Origin of the sequence: Mucilaginibacter flavus (genome assembly GCF_030409315.1) — a bacterium.
In the GTDB taxonomy this organism is placed as follows: Bacteria; Bacteroidota; Bacteroidia; order Sphingobacteriales; family Sphingobacteriaceae; genus Mucilaginibacter; species Mucilaginibacter flavus.
The window spans coordinates 137,199-153,678 of record NZ_JAUFPS010000041.1; the positions used below are offsets into that span (position 1 = coordinate 137,199).

Annotated in this window: 12 protein-coding genes; 10 read left to right on the forward strand and 2 right to left on the reverse strand. The window is 43.0% G+C overall.

Annotated features, from left to right (window positions below; genetic code table 11):
- The first annotated feature begins 10 nt into the window (after positions 1–10).
- The 10 genes from QWZ17_RS19850 to QWZ17_RS19895 all read left to right on the forward strand — a co-directional run bounded on the left by QWZ17_RS19850 (position 11) and on the right by QWZ17_RS19895 (position 14,166).
- On the forward strand, positions 11–1,852 hold the full coding sequence (locus QWZ17_RS19850; RefSeq protein ID WP_290307045.1) for a glycoside hydrolase family 2 protein: 1,842 nt from the start codon (positions 11–13) through the stop codon (positions 1,850–1,852).
- A gap of 99 nt (positions 1,853–1,951) precedes the next feature.
- Complete coding sequence (locus QWZ17_RS19855; protein WP_290307046.1) at positions 1,952–4,018, forward strand: beta-L-arabinofuranosidase domain-containing protein; 2,067 nt, start codon at positions 1,952–1,954, stop codon at positions 4,016–4,018.
- 182 nt (positions 4,019–4,200) lie between these two features.
- The gene (locus QWZ17_RS19860; RefSeq protein WP_290307047.1) at positions 4,201–5,238 is read left to right on the forward strand and encodes a family 43 glycosylhydrolase; all 1,038 of its coding nucleotides are present in this window, start codon (positions 4,201–4,203) and stop codon (positions 5,236–5,238) included.
- Between the two features lie 8 nt (positions 5,239–5,246).
- Positions 5,247–6,401 (forward strand): sialidase family protein, encoded by a 1,155-nt coding sequence (locus tag QWZ17_RS19865; RefSeq protein ID WP_290307048.1) that lies wholly within the window; start codon positions 5,247–5,249, stop codon positions 6,399–6,401.
- A gap of 23 nt (positions 6,402–6,424) precedes the next feature.
- Positions 6,425–7,501, forward strand: a complete 1,077-nt coding sequence (locus tag QWZ17_RS19870) for a cellulase family glycosylhydrolase (protein ID WP_290307049.1) — start codon at positions 6,425–6,427, stop codon at positions 7,499–7,501.
- Between the two features lie 233 nt (positions 7,502–7,734).
- On the forward strand, positions 7,735–8,736 hold the full coding sequence (locus QWZ17_RS19875; protein WP_290307050.1) for a glycoside hydrolase family 43 protein: 1,002 nt from the start codon (positions 7,735–7,737) through the stop codon (positions 8,734–8,736).
- Positions 8,737–8,748: 12 nt separating this feature from the next.
- On the forward strand, positions 8,749–10,851 hold the full coding sequence (locus QWZ17_RS19880; RefSeq protein ID WP_290307051.1) for a CehA/McbA family metallohydrolase domain-containing protein: 2,103 nt from the start codon (positions 8,749–8,751) through the stop codon (positions 10,849–10,851).
- Between the two features lie 688 nt (positions 10,852–11,539).
- The gene (locus QWZ17_RS19885) at positions 11,540–11,860 is read left to right on the forward strand and encodes a hypothetical protein (protein ID WP_290307052.1); all 321 of its coding nucleotides are present in this window, start codon (positions 11,540–11,542) and stop codon (positions 11,858–11,860) included.
- Entirely contained in the window at positions 11,850–12,248 is a 399-nt protein-coding gene (locus tag QWZ17_RS19890) for a hypothetical protein (RefSeq protein ID WP_290307053.1), read from the forward strand. The genes QWZ17_RS19885 and QWZ17_RS19890 overlap by 11 nt, the downstream gene beginning before the upstream one ends.
- Positions 12,249–12,381: 133 nt before the next feature.
- Complete coding sequence (locus QWZ17_RS19895) at positions 12,382–14,166, forward strand: DUF885 domain-containing protein (RefSeq protein ID WP_290307054.1); 1,785 nt, start codon at positions 12,382–12,384, stop codon at positions 14,164–14,166.
- On the opposite strand, the gene QWZ17_RS19900 is transcribed toward QWZ17_RS19895, so the two are convergent.
- Both QWZ17_RS19900 and QWZ17_RS19905 read right to left on the reverse strand, forming a co-directional pair.
- Positions 14,167–15,279, reverse strand: a complete 1,113-nt coding sequence (locus QWZ17_RS19900) for a phosphotransferase enzyme family protein (RefSeq protein WP_290307055.1) — start codon at positions 15,277–15,279, stop codon at positions 14,167–14,169. It abuts the gene before it with no gap.
- 55 nt (positions 15,280–15,334) lie between these two features.
- Entirely contained in the window at positions 15,335–16,360 is a 1,026-nt protein-coding gene (locus QWZ17_RS19905) for a LacI family DNA-binding transcriptional regulator (RefSeq protein ID WP_290307056.1), read from the reverse strand.
- Positions 16,361–16,480: the final 120 nt, after the last annotated feature.

The following is a 16,480-nucleotide window of genomic DNA, read 5'->3' on the forward strand; positions in this document are numbered from 1 at the left end:
ATAAAAACTAATGAAAAAAACTAATTTTTGCCTGGCAGTTTTGTTTGCTGCATCCTTATCAGCTAATGCGCAACAAAGCGATTGGCATCTTATCAAAACACATATAACTACCCCATGGGCCGATAAGGTTGACCCTAAAGCACCGTTGCCTGAATATCCGCGTCCGCAATTGGTTAGGGGCAACTGGCAAAACTTAAATGGTCTTTGGAATTACGCCATCGTACCCAAAAATGAAAAAGAACCTACTGCTTATGCCGGTAAAATCCTGGTACCCTTCGCCGTTGAATCGGCCTTATCGGGTGTTGGAAAAACTGTAGGTAAGGATAGCATACTATGGTATAAAACTACCATCACCCTCAATAAAACCTTAAAAGGTAAAGATGTACTGCTACACTTTGGCGCTGTTGACTGGCGTACCGAAGTTTTTGTAAATGGTGTTAGCGCCGGTAAACACGAAGGTGGCTTTGACCCGTTTACATTTAATATCACCCCTTATCTAAAAAGTGGTGCTAAACAAGAAATTAAAGTGAGCGTGTGGGACCCAACAAATGACGGCCCGCAGCCACGTGGTAAACAGGTAAAAAATCCCGAAGGGATCTGGTACACACCTGTAACCGGTATATGGCAAACAGTATGGTTAGAAGGTGTTACCAAAACCCATATTGAAGCCACCAAACAAACCCCCAATATTGACGATCACACACTTACGGTTTCGGCCGAAGTTAGCAATAGCCAGCCTGGCGATAAATTAATGATAACCGCCTGGGATGGTAAAACCCAGGTTGATGAAAAAACGGTTGATGCCGGTGGCACAGCGGTTTTAAACATCAAAGACGAAAAATTATGGTCGACAACCGATCCTTTTCTTTATGATTTGGAGATAACCCTGTTACGTAACAGCAAACCTGTTGATGTGGTGAAAAGTTATTTTGCCATGCGCAAAATTTCGCTTGGTGCCGATGCCAATGGCATACAACGTATGTTGTTGAATAACAAATTTGTTTTTGAATACGGCCCGCTTGACCAGGGTTGGTGGCCGGATGGTTTGTACACCCCGCCAACCTATGAAGCGATGGCTTATGATATTGACCAGTTGAAAGCGATGGGCTTTAACATGATCCGTAAACACATTAAAGTTGAACCGGCACGTTACTATAATTATTGTGATAAAACAGGAATGTTGCTATGGCAGGACATGCCGAGCGGCGATTTAGGTAATCACTGGGAAAACCGCCCCGGTGTATTAGATAAAGCTACCGATCAGCAGCGTACGCCGGAGTCTGAAGGTTATTACCGTAAGGAATGGAACGCTATTATCAACTCGTTATATAACTACCCTTGTATTGTAGTGTGGACGCCATTTAACGAAGCCTGGGGACAGTTTAAAACTGTGGAGATTACCGAGTGGACGATGAAAAAAGACCCCTCAAGATTGGTGAACAGCGCAAGCGGTGGTAACTTTTACGATACTGGTAACATTGTCGATCTGCATAATTACCCGCACCCGGCCATGCCGCGGCCAGAAATTTTTGGCAAAACCAAGGCCGTTGTTTTGGGCGAGTTTGGTGGTTTGGGTTGGCCTGTAGATGGCCACACCTGGCAGGCTAATAAAAACTGGGGCTACCAGAATTTTAAAAACGGCGAAGATTTGCTAAAACGCTATACCACTTTTACCGATAGGTTGCAGGAGTTGATCAAAGTCGGTCTTTCGGCCGCTGTTTATACCCAAACCACCGATGTAGAGGGCGAGGTGAACGGTTTTATGACTTATGATCGCAAGGTGATTAAAATGCCGGTAGAATTGTTACATAAAGAGAATGTGAAACTGTATAACGAGGCGTTAGTAAAATAATAACCGCTTCACCTAAATCCTCGCCAAAGGAGAGGACTTTAATTTGCAAATTTGATATTTAAGAACCCTCTCCATTGGAGGGTGAGGCTAATATTTAACATGATGAATAATTTAAACAGGATAGGGAAGGGGATTTGTTTAACAGCCGCGCTGGTATGCTCTGGTGTTTATGCAGCATCGGCACAGGCTGTAAAAGCTACAACAGTTACAAAAGTTAACAATCAACCCTTAAATGCTAATTATATTAATAACCGTGCGCCATTACAACGGGAGTATTTTGAAAAACTTCCCGTAGGTAGCATAAAAGCCGGTGGATGGTTAAAAAAAGCCCTGGAATTGCAACGCGATGGCCTTACCGGCAACCTGGGCGAGATCAGCGTGTGGCTATCCAAAACCAACAACGCCTGGTTAAATAAAGAGGGTACCGGCGAATACGGCTGGGAAGAATTGCCGTACTGGCTTAAAGGCTACGCCAACATTGGCTACATGTTGGGCGATCAAAAGATTATCAAAGAAGCAAAATTTTGGATTGATGCAGTATTGAACAACCAACGTGATAATGGCGATTTTGGTCCTGCCCGTACTAATAAGGGCAACCGCGATTTGTGGACTAATATGCCAATGCTGTGGTGCCTGCAATCGTACTACGAGTATTCAAAAGACCCAAGGGTAATCCCCTTCATGACTAAATATTTCAGGTATGAGCTTTCGGTGCCGGATGATAAATTCTTAGAAGATTATTGGGAAAACAGTCGCGGTGGTGATAATATGCTGAGTGTTTACTGGTTGTACAACCGTACCGGCGATAAGTTTTTGCTTGATCTGGCTGCCAAACTGGATAAAAACACGGCTAACTGGCGGCAGGCTAATAACCTGCCTAACTGGCATAACGTAAACGTTGCCCAGTGTTTTAGGGAGCCGGCTACGTTTTACCTGCAAAGTCATGACCCTAAAGATCTGGCTGCCACTTATAACGATTTTAACCTCATCCGTAAAATTTACGGCCAGGTGCCGGGTGGTATGTTTGGTGCCGATGAAAACGCACGTAAAGGTTATGATGATCCGCGCCAGGCTGTGGAAACCTGTGGCATGGTGGAGCAAATGACCTCAGACCAATTGCTATTAGGCGATACCGGCGACCGCCTTTGGGCCGAAAACTGCGAAGATGTTGCCTTCAATACCTTCTCGGCAGCTTTTATGCCCGATTACCGTTCACTACGTTATTTAACTGCCCCTAACATGGTGGTAAGCGATGGTAAAAACCATAGTCCCGGTATTGCCAATGAAGGTCCCTTTTTAATGATGAACCCTTTCAGCAGCCGTTGCTGCCAGCATAACCATGCCGCCGGCTGGGTTTACTATGCCGAGAACAGCTGGATGGCTACACCGGATAACGGTTTAGCAGCACAGTTGTACACGCAAGGACAGGTATCAGCCAAGGTTGGTAATGGCGCGGCGGTAAGCATTGTAGAAACAACGCAATACCCTTTCCAGGATCAGATTAGCTTTGTGGTAAATACCTCAAAAACTGTAGCGTTTCCGCTTTACTTACGCATACCGGAGTGGTGTAAAGATGCATCGGTAAAAGTTAACGGTATTTCCGTTAAATTGAACACATCAACCGGCGATTATATCAAATTAGCTAAAAGCTGGAAAAATGGCGATAAAATAACCCTGCATTTACCTATGCAATTGAAGGTGCGCGAGTGGGAGCAAAATAAAAACAGCGTGAGTGTAAATTATGGTCCGTTAACTTACTCCCTGAAAATTGATGAAAAGTATACCAAGGAAGATAGCCGCACCACTACCCAGGGCGATTCGCACTGGCAGGCAACTGCCGATCCGCAAAAGTGGCCTTCGTATGAAATTCATCCTGCATCTGATTGGAATTACGGTTTAGTGATAGATAAGGAGCATCCCGAAAAATCTATAGAAGTAATTCGCCGTGCCTGGCCAAAGGACAATAATCCATTTACCAACGCTGGTGCGCCAATAGAACTTAAAGCTAAAGGAAAGCAGATAGCTGGTTGGACAATTGATCAATATGGTCTTTGCGGTGTGCTACCTCAAAGCCCCGTTAAAACGGAAGCGCCTTTGGCCAATTTGACATTGGTTCCTATGGGCGGCGCAAGGCTAAGGATTTCATCGTTCCCGGTAGCAGAATAAGTTTTGCTTGCGGCACTGTAGTCAACCTGTTAAAAGAAGCTGTTGCGGTTTTGTTGCGTTTTGTATTTTATGACAAATTGCAATTTGTTGATTGTTAAATAGATGTGATTTTTATATTGTTTCTCCTGTTGCGAACGCAACAGCAATATGATGCTTTTGTATCAAATTAAAAATTGATAAGTGTGATAAAGATTAGAAATATTTGTTTGGGATTAATACTGCTAAGTTTGGGCGCTGTAGCCCAAACTAAAGACGGTGGTAAAGGTTCGCCACCACCATCGCCCCTTTACCGTGACCCTATATATGACGGTGCTGCAGACCCGGTACTTGTTTATAACCGCGGCGAAAAAGAGTGGACGATGATGTATACCCAGCGCAGGGCCAATGTGCAATCGCCGGGTGTGGCTTTTTGTTACGGTACAGCTATAGGGGTAGCTACGTCAAAAGATCATGGGCACACCTGGGTTTATAAAGGCGCGCTTAACCTGGAGCATGAGCAGGGGCAAAACACCTTTTGGGCACCAGATGTAGTTTATGAAAAAGGCATATATCACATGTTTGTAGTTTACATTAAAGGTGTTTACAGCCAATGGGGCGGCGATTCGCACCTGGTACATTATACCAGTAAAAACCTATGGGATTGGAAATATGAGGGGCTGTTGAATTTGCCCGATCATAATATCATCGACCCTACATTGATGAAACTGCCCGATGGCAAATGGCATATGTGGTATAAGGATCAAAAACTAAACAGCATAACCATGACTGCCCAAAGCACAGACCTGGTTAACTGGCAAGCCGATGATAAGCCTGCTATTGCTGGTCGGGCTCATGAAGGGCCAAAGATATTCTGGTTTAAAAACTATTACTGGATGATTACCGACGAATGGCAGGGCCAGCGGGTATATCGTTCAAAAGATGCCAAAACCTGGGAGCACCAGGGTTTGGTTTTAGATAAACCCGGTCACCGCCCCGAAGATACCCCAACCGGCGCCCACGCAGATGTGGTGGTGAATGGCGATCATGCTTACATCATTTACTTTACCCATCCCGGCCGCAAAACTCATGGAGAAGATGGCGGGTTGGATAAAGATGGCGCATATTCTTATTCAACCAAACGTACCTCAATCCATGCTGCCGAACTGGAATTTGCCGATGGTACTTTGGTTTGTGACAGGGATAAGCCGTTCAACTTTTGGCTTGATGATATTTTAAACTGATTGTGGGGATGATAAAGCAAGTGCTGAAGTTGTTTTGTGTGGTGTTATTTATTCCGTTTTGTGTTTGCGCGCAAAAAAATACTCCGGCAAAGGCTGATGCTCCGGTTGATATATATTGGGATCAATCGTCATTAAAACAGGTATCAGTAGGTGGTGGCAATTATGCCCGGATGATACAGTTGCATAATGGTCATTTACTTTGCGTTTATGAAAATCATAGCGGAGTACAATGTACAATCAGTACCGATTTAGGGAAAAACTGGTTTGCACCCGTGGAGGTAGCTTCATCAATCACCGGGGTTAACATGGCTGTACCCGAAATTTTGGAGCTGAAAGATCATTCTTTGCTGGTGTCCTATAATCCTCGTCCGCATAAAATAAACGGCGTGTGGGACACTACCAAACGCTTTGCTATCGTCACTAAAAAAAGCTACAATGAAGGCAAAACCTGGAAAGATGAAAGAGTGATATACCAGGCAGATTACCGGTTTGAAAATGGCTGCTGGGAGCCGGCACAATTGCAATTACCATCTGGCGAAATCCAATTATTTTACTCTGATGAAGGCGTTTACACGCATAGTAACGAGCAAAATATATCCATCTTCAGATCAACAGATGGCGGTTTAACCTGGACGTTAAAGCCACAGATAACCTCATTTACTCCCGGCCATCGTGATGGTATGCCGGTGCCGATTCTCCTTGCTGGTACAAGCGAAGTTTTGTACGCTATTGAAGATAACGTTGGCGGGCAGTTTAAACCATCCATCATTCGTAACAGCCTTAAACAAAATTGGGCAAAAGCAGTCGGCCCTAATGATACCGAACGCAATTACGCGCTAATACCGAAGTTGCCGGATACAGTTTACGCCGGCGCGCCATATTTACGCCAATTGCATAGCGGGCAAACTTTGTTATCGTACCAAAGTACACAAAACAGAATCAATAACGGCGACCTGGCTTGTATGCAAGTGGCGGTAGGAGATAACGAGGGCAAAAATTTTGTAAACGTGAGCCAGCCCTTTACAATGCCGCTAAATAAACACGGGTTATGGAACTCGTTATGTGTACTTAATGATGATACCATCATCGCGCTTACGTCAACCAACGCGTATGGAAGCAATGCTATCTGGATGATAAAGGGCCATTTGAAACTTAAAAATTGAATTAAACTATTAAACACTTATACATGCAATCAAAATTTAAAATATTAGCCGTGGCCTGTTTGATGCCATTGAGCATGAAACTGGCGGCGCAGCAAAAGGCCCCAGCCAAAGTATGGAGCCAGGAAAAAGCCAAAACATGGTACGCCCAAAACCAATGGCTGGTGGGTGCCGATTTTATACCAAGTACGGCCATCAATCAGTTGGAAATGTGGCAGGCCGATACCTTTGATCCTAAAACTATTGATACCGAATTAGGATACGCTCAGGGTATAGGAATGAATGTGATGCGTGTGTTTTTACATCACCTGGCCTGGCAGCAAGACCCCGAGGGCTTTAAAAAACGTATGGATCAGTACCTGGCTATATCAAGCAAACACGGTATTAAAACCATGTTTGTATTTTTTGACGATTGCTGGAACAAAGTACCTAAAACAGGTAAACAGCCTGAGCCAAAACCGGGTATCCACAATTCTGGCTGGGCGCAAGATCCAGGTCAGCCGGCATCCGAAGAAATGGCTAACTCACCTGTGCTGCAAAAATATGTTAAAGATGTATTAACTCATTTTAAAACTGATAAACGCATCCTGCTTTGGGATTTGTATAACGAACCAGGTAACTCTGGCAAAGGCAATAAATCATTACCCTTGTTAAAAAATACTTTTAAATGGGCAAGGGAGGTAAATCCGGGCCAGCCTATAAGCGCGGGATTATGGGATTGGAACCTGGAGGATCTTAACCGTTTCCAGGCGACAAACTCAGATGTGATTACCTACCATGATTACTCGCCGGTTAATGATCATTTAAAAACAGTTCAGTTTCTGAAAATAACAGGCCGCCCGTTAATTTGTACCGAATACATGGCCCGTCCGCGTAACAGTACGTTTGCAACCGTATTGCCTATGCTAAAAAAGGAAAATGTTGGTGCTATTAACTGGGGATTTGTGACCGGTAAAACCAATACCATTTACGCCTGGGACACCCCAATGCCCGATGGCAGCGAACCTAAATTGTGGTTCCACGATATTTTTCATAAAGATGGTACGCCTTACAAATCAGAAGAAACTGATTTGATAAAAAGCCTGACCGCAAGAGGGAAGTAGTTTGCAGGGAATACACTCAAAATGCGCAATTTTTGAATGTGTTTGTTCTGGTAAAATATAGCATTAGTACCCGGTGTTCCACTGGAACGGTGGAACATCCGGTACGTATTTGTTGTTGATAGTGAGTGAATTATGGGTTTTTAGAGCGGATTTGCATGAAACGCCATCTTGTTTTGATTATCAGCGTTTTAAGCTGTTTTCTTTGAGAAGTTCAGAAAAATATCATAAAAAGTATGAAAAAGGCCTATAGATATTTATTGCTTGCACCGGCTTTATTTTTGGCGGCCTGTGGCAATGCGCAGCCAAAACCTGCCGCTCGGCCACCAGCTGTTAAGGGTGTTATCAACGTGGTGCTTGATCGTGATTTTCCTGACCCAACTGTAATTAAAGTCGGATCGAAATATTATGCCTATGCCACCCAATCGCCAAATGGTAATCAAATGGTTAATATCCAGGTGGCATCGTCAACAGATCATATTCATTGGACTTATGAAGGTGAGGCCCTGCCACAAAAACCAGCCTGGGCTTCTAATACACAGAGTTTTTGGGCACCGGATGTGTTCTTTGATGCCCGGATGAATAAGTTTGTGATGATTTTTTCTGCCGATCCGAATGAGCTTACAGGAAAATGGATGGGAGTTGCTTACGCCGATAACCCACTCGGCCCCTTTATAGATAAAGGCAGCCCCTTAATGAAAGGCCCTGATTTTCACTGTATCGATCCCAAAGGTTTTGTAGATCCTAAAACCGGCAAACATTTATTGTATTGGGGTTCTGATTTTCAACCATTAAGGGTTAGGGAAATGAATGACGACTGGTCGGATTTTAAGGCCGGATCTGCGGCAACCGCGGTTGTTTTTCCCGGCAAGGACAAAAGCTATAGCAATCTTATAGAAGGTTCATGGCTTGATTATCAGGATGGTACTTATTATCTCTATTACTCGGGTGATAACTGCTGTGGCGATAATGCTAATTATGCGGTGATGATAGCCAAGGCAACCGATGCTTTTGGGCCGTTTGTAAGATTGGGCGAAAGCAACAATTCATTAAATAGTGCCATCCTTGTAAAAGATAGCATTTATACCGCGCCTGGTCACAATTCTATATTTATGGACGATAAAGGCAATAAGTTTATCGCTTATCATGCCATCGAAATAGCGCATAAAGAGAAGGGACGTGTGATGTGTATCAGCCCCATTCGGTATATAAACGGTTGGCCACAGGTTGTTAAATAAAATTGTAATAAAATGGTAAAGAAGTGGAACTTTTTAGCAATTGTATTTACCATTGCCGCAACGTTTGCAGGCAGAAATATGGCGCTTGCGCAAAATATTGTTATCAATAAAAAGTTTAACACTAAACCAGGCGTCGAAGCCGGTTTAACAGGTACAAAGTTTACCATAACATGGCCTGCGGGATTAAATAATAAAGGCAGGTTGGTATTGAATTTAAAAAATGGTGAGGCGTTATTCAATAGTATAGGGCTAAGTAAAAACGGAGTTTATCAAACGGTTATCGAAAATGTCGATCCGCAGTTTATACTTACCGAAGGCAAACGCGATCTCATCTCCCAAAATGGCTGGAATATCTTTTTTGATAAGGTACCGTTAAAGCCCCATCAATCTTACAAAGTTGATTTTCATAAAAGCGATATCAACGTGAGGGGTTCCGGTTCCAGAACAATCATTACAATGAGTGGGATAGAAGCCCCCGATTTTAAAGGCGACTTGCAAATTACCTTGTATAACGGGCAGCCACTTTTTAATATAGCCGCTGTTGTATCAACCCAAAAAGATTCAACGGCAATATTGTACGATGCCGGCTTGGTAAGTAAACAGCAACCTGTAAAAAGTATTAGCTACAGTGATGTTTATGAGAAAATACAAACCGACAACATCAGTATCGCAGATACAGCTAAAAATATTGCCGTAAAATACCGTACCATTATCGGTAGCAATGACAAGGGAAGCATCGCCGTATTCCCGGCACCACACCAATATTTTTACCCGCTTGATGAGGCCTTTAACCTTAAATTTGTTTGGTACGGGAACAACTACCGTTATATGTTTGATGGCTATGGCCTGGGCATAAGGCAGGAGTTAAACGGCGATAACCGATATGTGCCATGGTACAACGCCCCACCGGGCACCAAACAGCGACTCAATTTTTTCTGCTTATTGAGCACCGGCGATGCACCGGCTTTATTGAGTAATGTAAAGCGGTTTACGCATAACGATAGTTACAAATTCTTGCCCGGTTATAAAACCATGGCCAGTCATTTTCATAATGAGTTTATTATGAGTGTGGTGCTCAAAGGCAAAGCTGTGCCAGATAGCCCTAACTTTGTAAAAGTTTTCAAAAGATTGGGCGTGAACATTGTTCACCTGGCCGAATTTCATTACACCGCCCACCCCAAAGGACCGGATGAGCAGCGGTTGCTGGAACTTAAAACCTTGTTTGAACAATGCAGCCGTTTATCCAACTCCAATTTTTTACTGTTGCCCGGCGAAGAGCCTAACGAGTTTTTTGGCGGTCACTGGCTGGGATTTTTTCCTAAACCGGTTTACTGGATCATGGCACGTAAGCCCGGTACTCCATTTGAAACCACGGACGCCAAACACGGGAAGATTTATCACATTGGCGATAAAAATGATATGCTGGCCCTGCTCAAAGCCGAAAACGGTTTAGCATGGACTGCGCATGCCCGTACTAAAGGTTCAACAGGTTTCCCTGACGCTTATAAAACGGAAGACTTTTACCTGTCCGACAGTTTTTTAGGTGCTGCCTGGAAAGCTTTACCTGCCGACTTATCGCAAGAGCGATTGGGCAAACGCGCGTTCGACCTGATGGACGATATGAACAATTGGGGGCTCCATAAAAAAGTTTTATCCGAGGCCGATCTGTTTAGCATAGAGCCGGAAAACGAAATGTATGCTCACATGAATATCAACTATTTAAAACTTGATAAACAGCCGGAATTTAATGCTGGTTGGCAACCTGTTTTAGATGTATTGCAGCAGGGCAAATTCTTCTCCACCACCGGCGAGGTGTTGATTGAGGATTTTAAGATCAACAATCACGCATCCGGCGAAACAATTACTTTACCGGCAAACGGCGAATGCAAAATTAATGTAAAACTTAACTGGACATTCCCGCTCAATTTTGCGGAGATCATTTCTGGCGATGGTAATAACGTTTACCGCAAACGTATCAACCTTGATTACACCAAAGCCTTTGGTGAGCAATTAATCTCTTTAACTGAAAATATGAAAGGCCGTAAATGGGCCCGATTGGAAGTTTGGGACGCCGCTGTCGACGGGGCATTTACGCAAACTATCTGGTTCAAATAGACTGTTCAAGAATTTGTGCAATAAAACTTTTCTTGTTAGAAGCTGTTTAAAAAAGATCAAATAAAACTACTATATCCTCAACGTCATTGCGGGTTGTAAAATCCGGCGGACTGTGAAAGTGGAAATGACGTATATTGCATGGCGCAGACGACTCACCCCGAACATCGCTACGCTTGTTCTGCCCCTCCTCCGGCTAAAGCCGCATAGAGGGGCGGGGAAACAAAAGGAATGTTTTTACCCTCTTTGCGGTTTTAACCGCAGAGAGGGTCGGCCAGCGAAGCGTAGCCGGGGTGAGTCGTCGTCAGCGTTCAAACCCACGGCATTAGGCTAAAACGAATACGTCATTGTGAGGTACGAAGCAATCCCCGATTGTACAGGGCGGATTTGCTTAGCCAATCTACCTCTTAGGGATTGTTTCGTATCTCGTTATGACACCTTTTATATGTTTTTAAACAACTTATTACCAGTTTCTACAGTATTACCCTTCAATAATTTTCCCCATTAACAGCTTGCGATATTTAATGAAATAATCATTAATAAACGAAATATCGTTGAGTTTATTTAAAGTTAATTTGTGTTAATGTGTTGTGAATCAATACTTTATTGGTTTGGCATAATGTTTACTATATGGCTTGTACAATTTACAATGGTTTTAAAATGAGGTATTTAAACTTTAAAAGATCAGGCTATGAAAACAATCAAACATGTATTCAACGTACGTAAGCTAAACAGTTCACTAACAAACAAAGTGATTGAATTGCACAACACCGGTTACGATCATGATTTTCAGTTACAAGGGCAAAAGGATTTACTATGCCTTCAGGATAACCGGCTGTTTAACTTTGATAATGTGTTGGTTAGGTTGATAGATCAGGGGTATGATAACCTAAGCCACTCTTTTAAATACCTCCATACAATTGATACAGGTTGCGGGCAAAAAGGTATTTTATTAACCGCCAAAATAGCCACATTGGTTTGTAAACTTAATACCGCGGCCGATGTATCCTGAAAAGTTAAGTAGATCATTCATAATTGATAATAACCTGGTATCATGTTTATTGCGGGACCGGTTGGAAACAAAACTTACCGAACTTTACGCAAATGGTTATGAAGCTTTTTTAGATGAGCAGATACCAGCCTCAAACGACGAACAAAGCTGTTTCGACGAATTGTTAAAGCTTACGGCGGTGCAGGAAAATACTAATTTTTATGAGTACCGGCAGGCCTGGATTGCCTGGAGCACTATGAATTTAGAAGATCGTTTGTATTTGCTTAAAACTTTTCAGCAGCATTTTAGCAGTCTTAATGCTTGTAACAAGCCCAAACGCAATGTGATGTTTTTTTGCAAGGTTTTTATCACCGAATTTGTGCCGCTTATTGCCACAACACCCAATTAATAAAGCTATACCAATACCTATCGGGAGTATCCAACCCGATAAACTGGCCAACTTGCCGAATGATTAACCAGGAGTGATCAGCTGAAAATGAAAACATATAGCTAAATTGCCGCTATAAAATTTTTAAGTTGATATGAAGAAAAAATGGATACCCTGCGTGTTGTTTGCCGGCATCGGGTTGTTACCGCTTGCTGGCAAAGCGCAAGATCAGGCAGGTAGCGGTAAAGAATGGGTTAAACGGTCGGATAGTTTTACCCAGTTGCTTATAGATCTTGATGAGAAATACTCGCCAGAGTTTGGCTCAACAGAAGGTGTTACTATTTATGATACCCAAATAGGTGTACCTACTTTGGCAAACCAGTTAGCCGAACGTAAAGAAGAGGAAACTTTAGTGGCCAGATTTACGGCGGCGCTTAAAACAGAAAAGGATGCCAGGGTTGCGCAGGATCTTAAAATTCTGATAGCGCATTTGAAATTAGGTTTCCGTCAGCAGGATTTTGGAATAAAACGCGAAGTGCCTTTTTACAACGCCGCAGACGCGGTTTACAGTGGACTGGAAATTTTGCTTGATGATCAAACACCTGCCGAACGTAGGCCAGCTACCATTGCCCGTTTACGCAAATACGCCGGTATCGAACCTGGCTACAGACCCCTTACTGCCATTTACCAGGAGCGTGTTGCCGCCCAGATTGCCAAGGGAGATATGATTTATCCATCTAAACAACAAATGGAGCTTGACCTATCCCGTAGTGCCAGTATCATGGATGGTATCCCTGAGCTTTGCAAAAAGTTTAACCTGACAGGCTGGGAAGAACCCTACGCCAAGCTTAAAAAACAGGTTGAAGATTATAACCAATGGACTCGCGATAACGTTTTGGTAAAAGCCCGTACCGATTTTAGGTTGCCCCCGGAAGAGTACGCCTTAAACCTGGAAGATTACGGCGTTGATTTACCACCTGCCGAATTAGCAAAACTTGCTCATGCCGCGTTTACCGATATACAGGCCCAAATGCAGCCTATCGCGACGCAGGTGGCTCAAAACAGGCACCTTGCTTCGGCAGATTATCGTGACGTGATTAAGGAACTGAAGAAAGAGCAGATTCATGGCGATTCAATTATCCCGCTTTATGAAAAGCACTTGAAAGATATAGAGGGTATTATTCGCGAACATCAGTTGGTGACTTTGCCTAACCGCCCGGCAATTATTCGTTTAGCAACTGCTGCCGAAACCGCGCAGGGTCCTGCACCGCACATGGTGCCGCCGCCGTTTTTGAATAATACCGGTCAGCGTGGTGTATTTGTATTGCCGCTGAATATGCCACCGGCGCCAGGCGAAAAAAGTGGTGCCAAGTATGACGATTTTACTTTCGATGCCGCTTCATGGACTATCACCGCCCACGAAGCCCGTCCGGGTCACGAGTTACAGTTTGATAAAATGGTGGAAGAAGGGGTTTCAAAGGCGCGTGCTTTATATGCCTTTAACTCTACCAATGCCGAAGGTTGGGGATTATACTCGGAATACATTGTTCGCCCGTATATGCCGCTTGAAGGGCAACTGGTTTCTTTAGATTACAGGTTGTTAAGAGCAGCCCGCGCTTTTTTAGATCCTGAATTGCAGGCCGGTAAAGTTACGCAACAACAGGCGCTTGATATTTTAATGACCGACGTGGTACAATCGAAAGCTTTTGCCCAACAGGAGGTCGATCGCTATTCATTGAAGTCTCCAGGCCAGGCTAACAGCTACTTTTATGGCTACATCAAAATGCTGGCCTTGCGCAAAGATGCGGAAACTGCTTTAGGCGATAAATTTAGCGCTTTACGCTTTCATGATTTTATCCTGTCGCAAGGTTTATTGCCGCCCGCCTTGATCAGGGAAGCGGTAATGAACGAATTTGTACCTGCCGAAAAGAAACGGTAACTATTTTTGATTGGCAGCGGCTAAAATCTCACGGTTTACGCTGCCAATCATATTTTTAAATACCGGTTCGGCATTTACATATTCGGTAAGTAGTTTAAACTGGTTTTTAGCCCTGGTTAAATTATGACCGGGATATTGGGCACCATAATAGACATCGTTATTTAAAAAATCGGTTAAAAAGCGAAGCCCCTGCATATAAATCATCAGCTTGCCCGAAAAAATGAAAAGCTGCTTTTCGGTTTCCGTTAAAATATCACCCATTTCGGCCATGTAGCCCTTGTATATCGCCCTGAAAAAATCTTCACGAATATGTATCTTATTCAAATCCTTCTCTTCTTCATTAGCCGGCGAAAGATAGGTGCGCATCATATCGCCTACATCGCTTAAATAATAACCTGGCATAACGGTATCTAAATCAACCAGGCAAAGGGCCTTGTGGTTATCATCAAACAACACGTTGTTGATCTTGGTATCGTGATGAACTGCCCTTAGCGGTATTTCGTTATTATTTACCGCCTGGTTATAGGTTTGCAGAATATCAAAATGATTATAAACCTCCTTGATTTCGGCACCCGCCTGGGCCAATTTAGCAGCATCAGCATTTTGCGATGCCGTTTTAAACTGATCAAACCTTAGTTGAAGATTGTGAAAATCTGATAAGGTATATTTAAGTTGTTTAATATCAAAGTGGTTTAGCAAAAGGGTAAACCTGCCAAACTGCACGGCTGCTTCAAAAGCCTCATTTTTATCCTGCAAAAAATTTACAGTATGTGATCCTTCAATGAATGGAAATAGCCGGTAAAAAGCTCCATCCGATGATTTAACTATCAATTCACCATCAGTTGTTTGCAAGGGAGCTACAAAAAGGTAATCCGGGTTGTTTTTACCAAGATATCGCTTTACCGCAGCTAAATTATCAGCAATATTTTCCGGGTGTGTAAAAACCGCCGTATTAATTTGCTGAAGAATATAGGCTTCGTTATTACCGGTAACCTTATAGGTATGGTTTATTAAACCGGAGCCAAAAGGGCTGGTTTGGTACTCGGCAACATTTAGTCCAAAGCGTTTTAGTATATCATCAAACATATTATCGTGGTTAACAGTATCAAACATACTTAATAGGTTAATGAAACCCATGCGCAAACGTTTGACCGTTTTTTATATTGGTTTATTTTTTGTTTTCGATGAGTTGCGATTCAATGATGATTTTGTAATAAGCGCTTTGCTCGTTGCTGCCTTTATCCTGGTGATGCAGCAAATCCATCAAAATATCAGTAGCTTTTTGCCCTTGCAGGTAGGGGAATTGCTCAACAGAAGCCGCGGGGATATTTTCCATATAATTGATCAAAGGTAGGTTAGCGTAGCTTACAAATTCAAGCTCCTGGTTTAATTTTATATTAAGTTTCTGGGCATATTTGATGGCGAAAAGTGCCACGTAATCATTAAAGGTTACAATTGCGGTTGGCTTGCGTTTGTTGGCCAATAATTCGTCTAACGCTTTTTTTGTGCCCTCTTCGGTCAAATCGCAGGATACAATAAGCGATGGATCATATTTGAGCCTGTTTTTTGTCATGGCTTTAATATAACCCTCTTTGCGTTCGCCGGTTGCAACCATGGTTTGGGGGCCGTTAATCATACCAATTGCCCGGTGGCCTTTTTTTAGCAAAAAGCTTACGGCCTCAATGGTGCCAATTTCCATATTGCAGGCTACATAATGAATATTGGGAATATTAGGGATGCGGTCAAAATAAACAACCGGGATATTGTATTTTTTGAGATTTTCGAAATGCTGAAAGGATGACGTGTTTTTGCCAACGGATACCAGCAAACCATCTACCCTGTGATTTTTCATTTTCTCCACCAATTGTTTTTCCTTCAACTCATCATCGTGCGATTGGGCCAGCAAAACAGTATAGTTCTTTTTATAAGCGGTATCCTCAATAGCGCTTATCGCTGATGAAAAGAAAGCTTCTGAAAGTTCGGGTAAAATAACGCCTATGGTATGGGTTTTACCTTTCTGTAAAAATATAGCGGTTTGGTTGGGTTCGTAATTAAGCTCGCCTGCCAGTTTTTTGACTTTTGCCCTTGTGGTTAAGCCAATACTGGGGTGATCATGCAATGCCCTTGATACCGTAGATACCGAAATACCAAGCAGCTGCGCTATCTCTTTTATTGTAGTTGGTTTTGATTGCATGGAACCTGTAGGGTATTGATTATAAATTTAAAGTTAGGACATTATTATGTAATTACGCTTTGCAGGCAAGGTATTGCAAACGTTTGCGTGTTGTTTTTGCATATAAATCATCGGTTTACA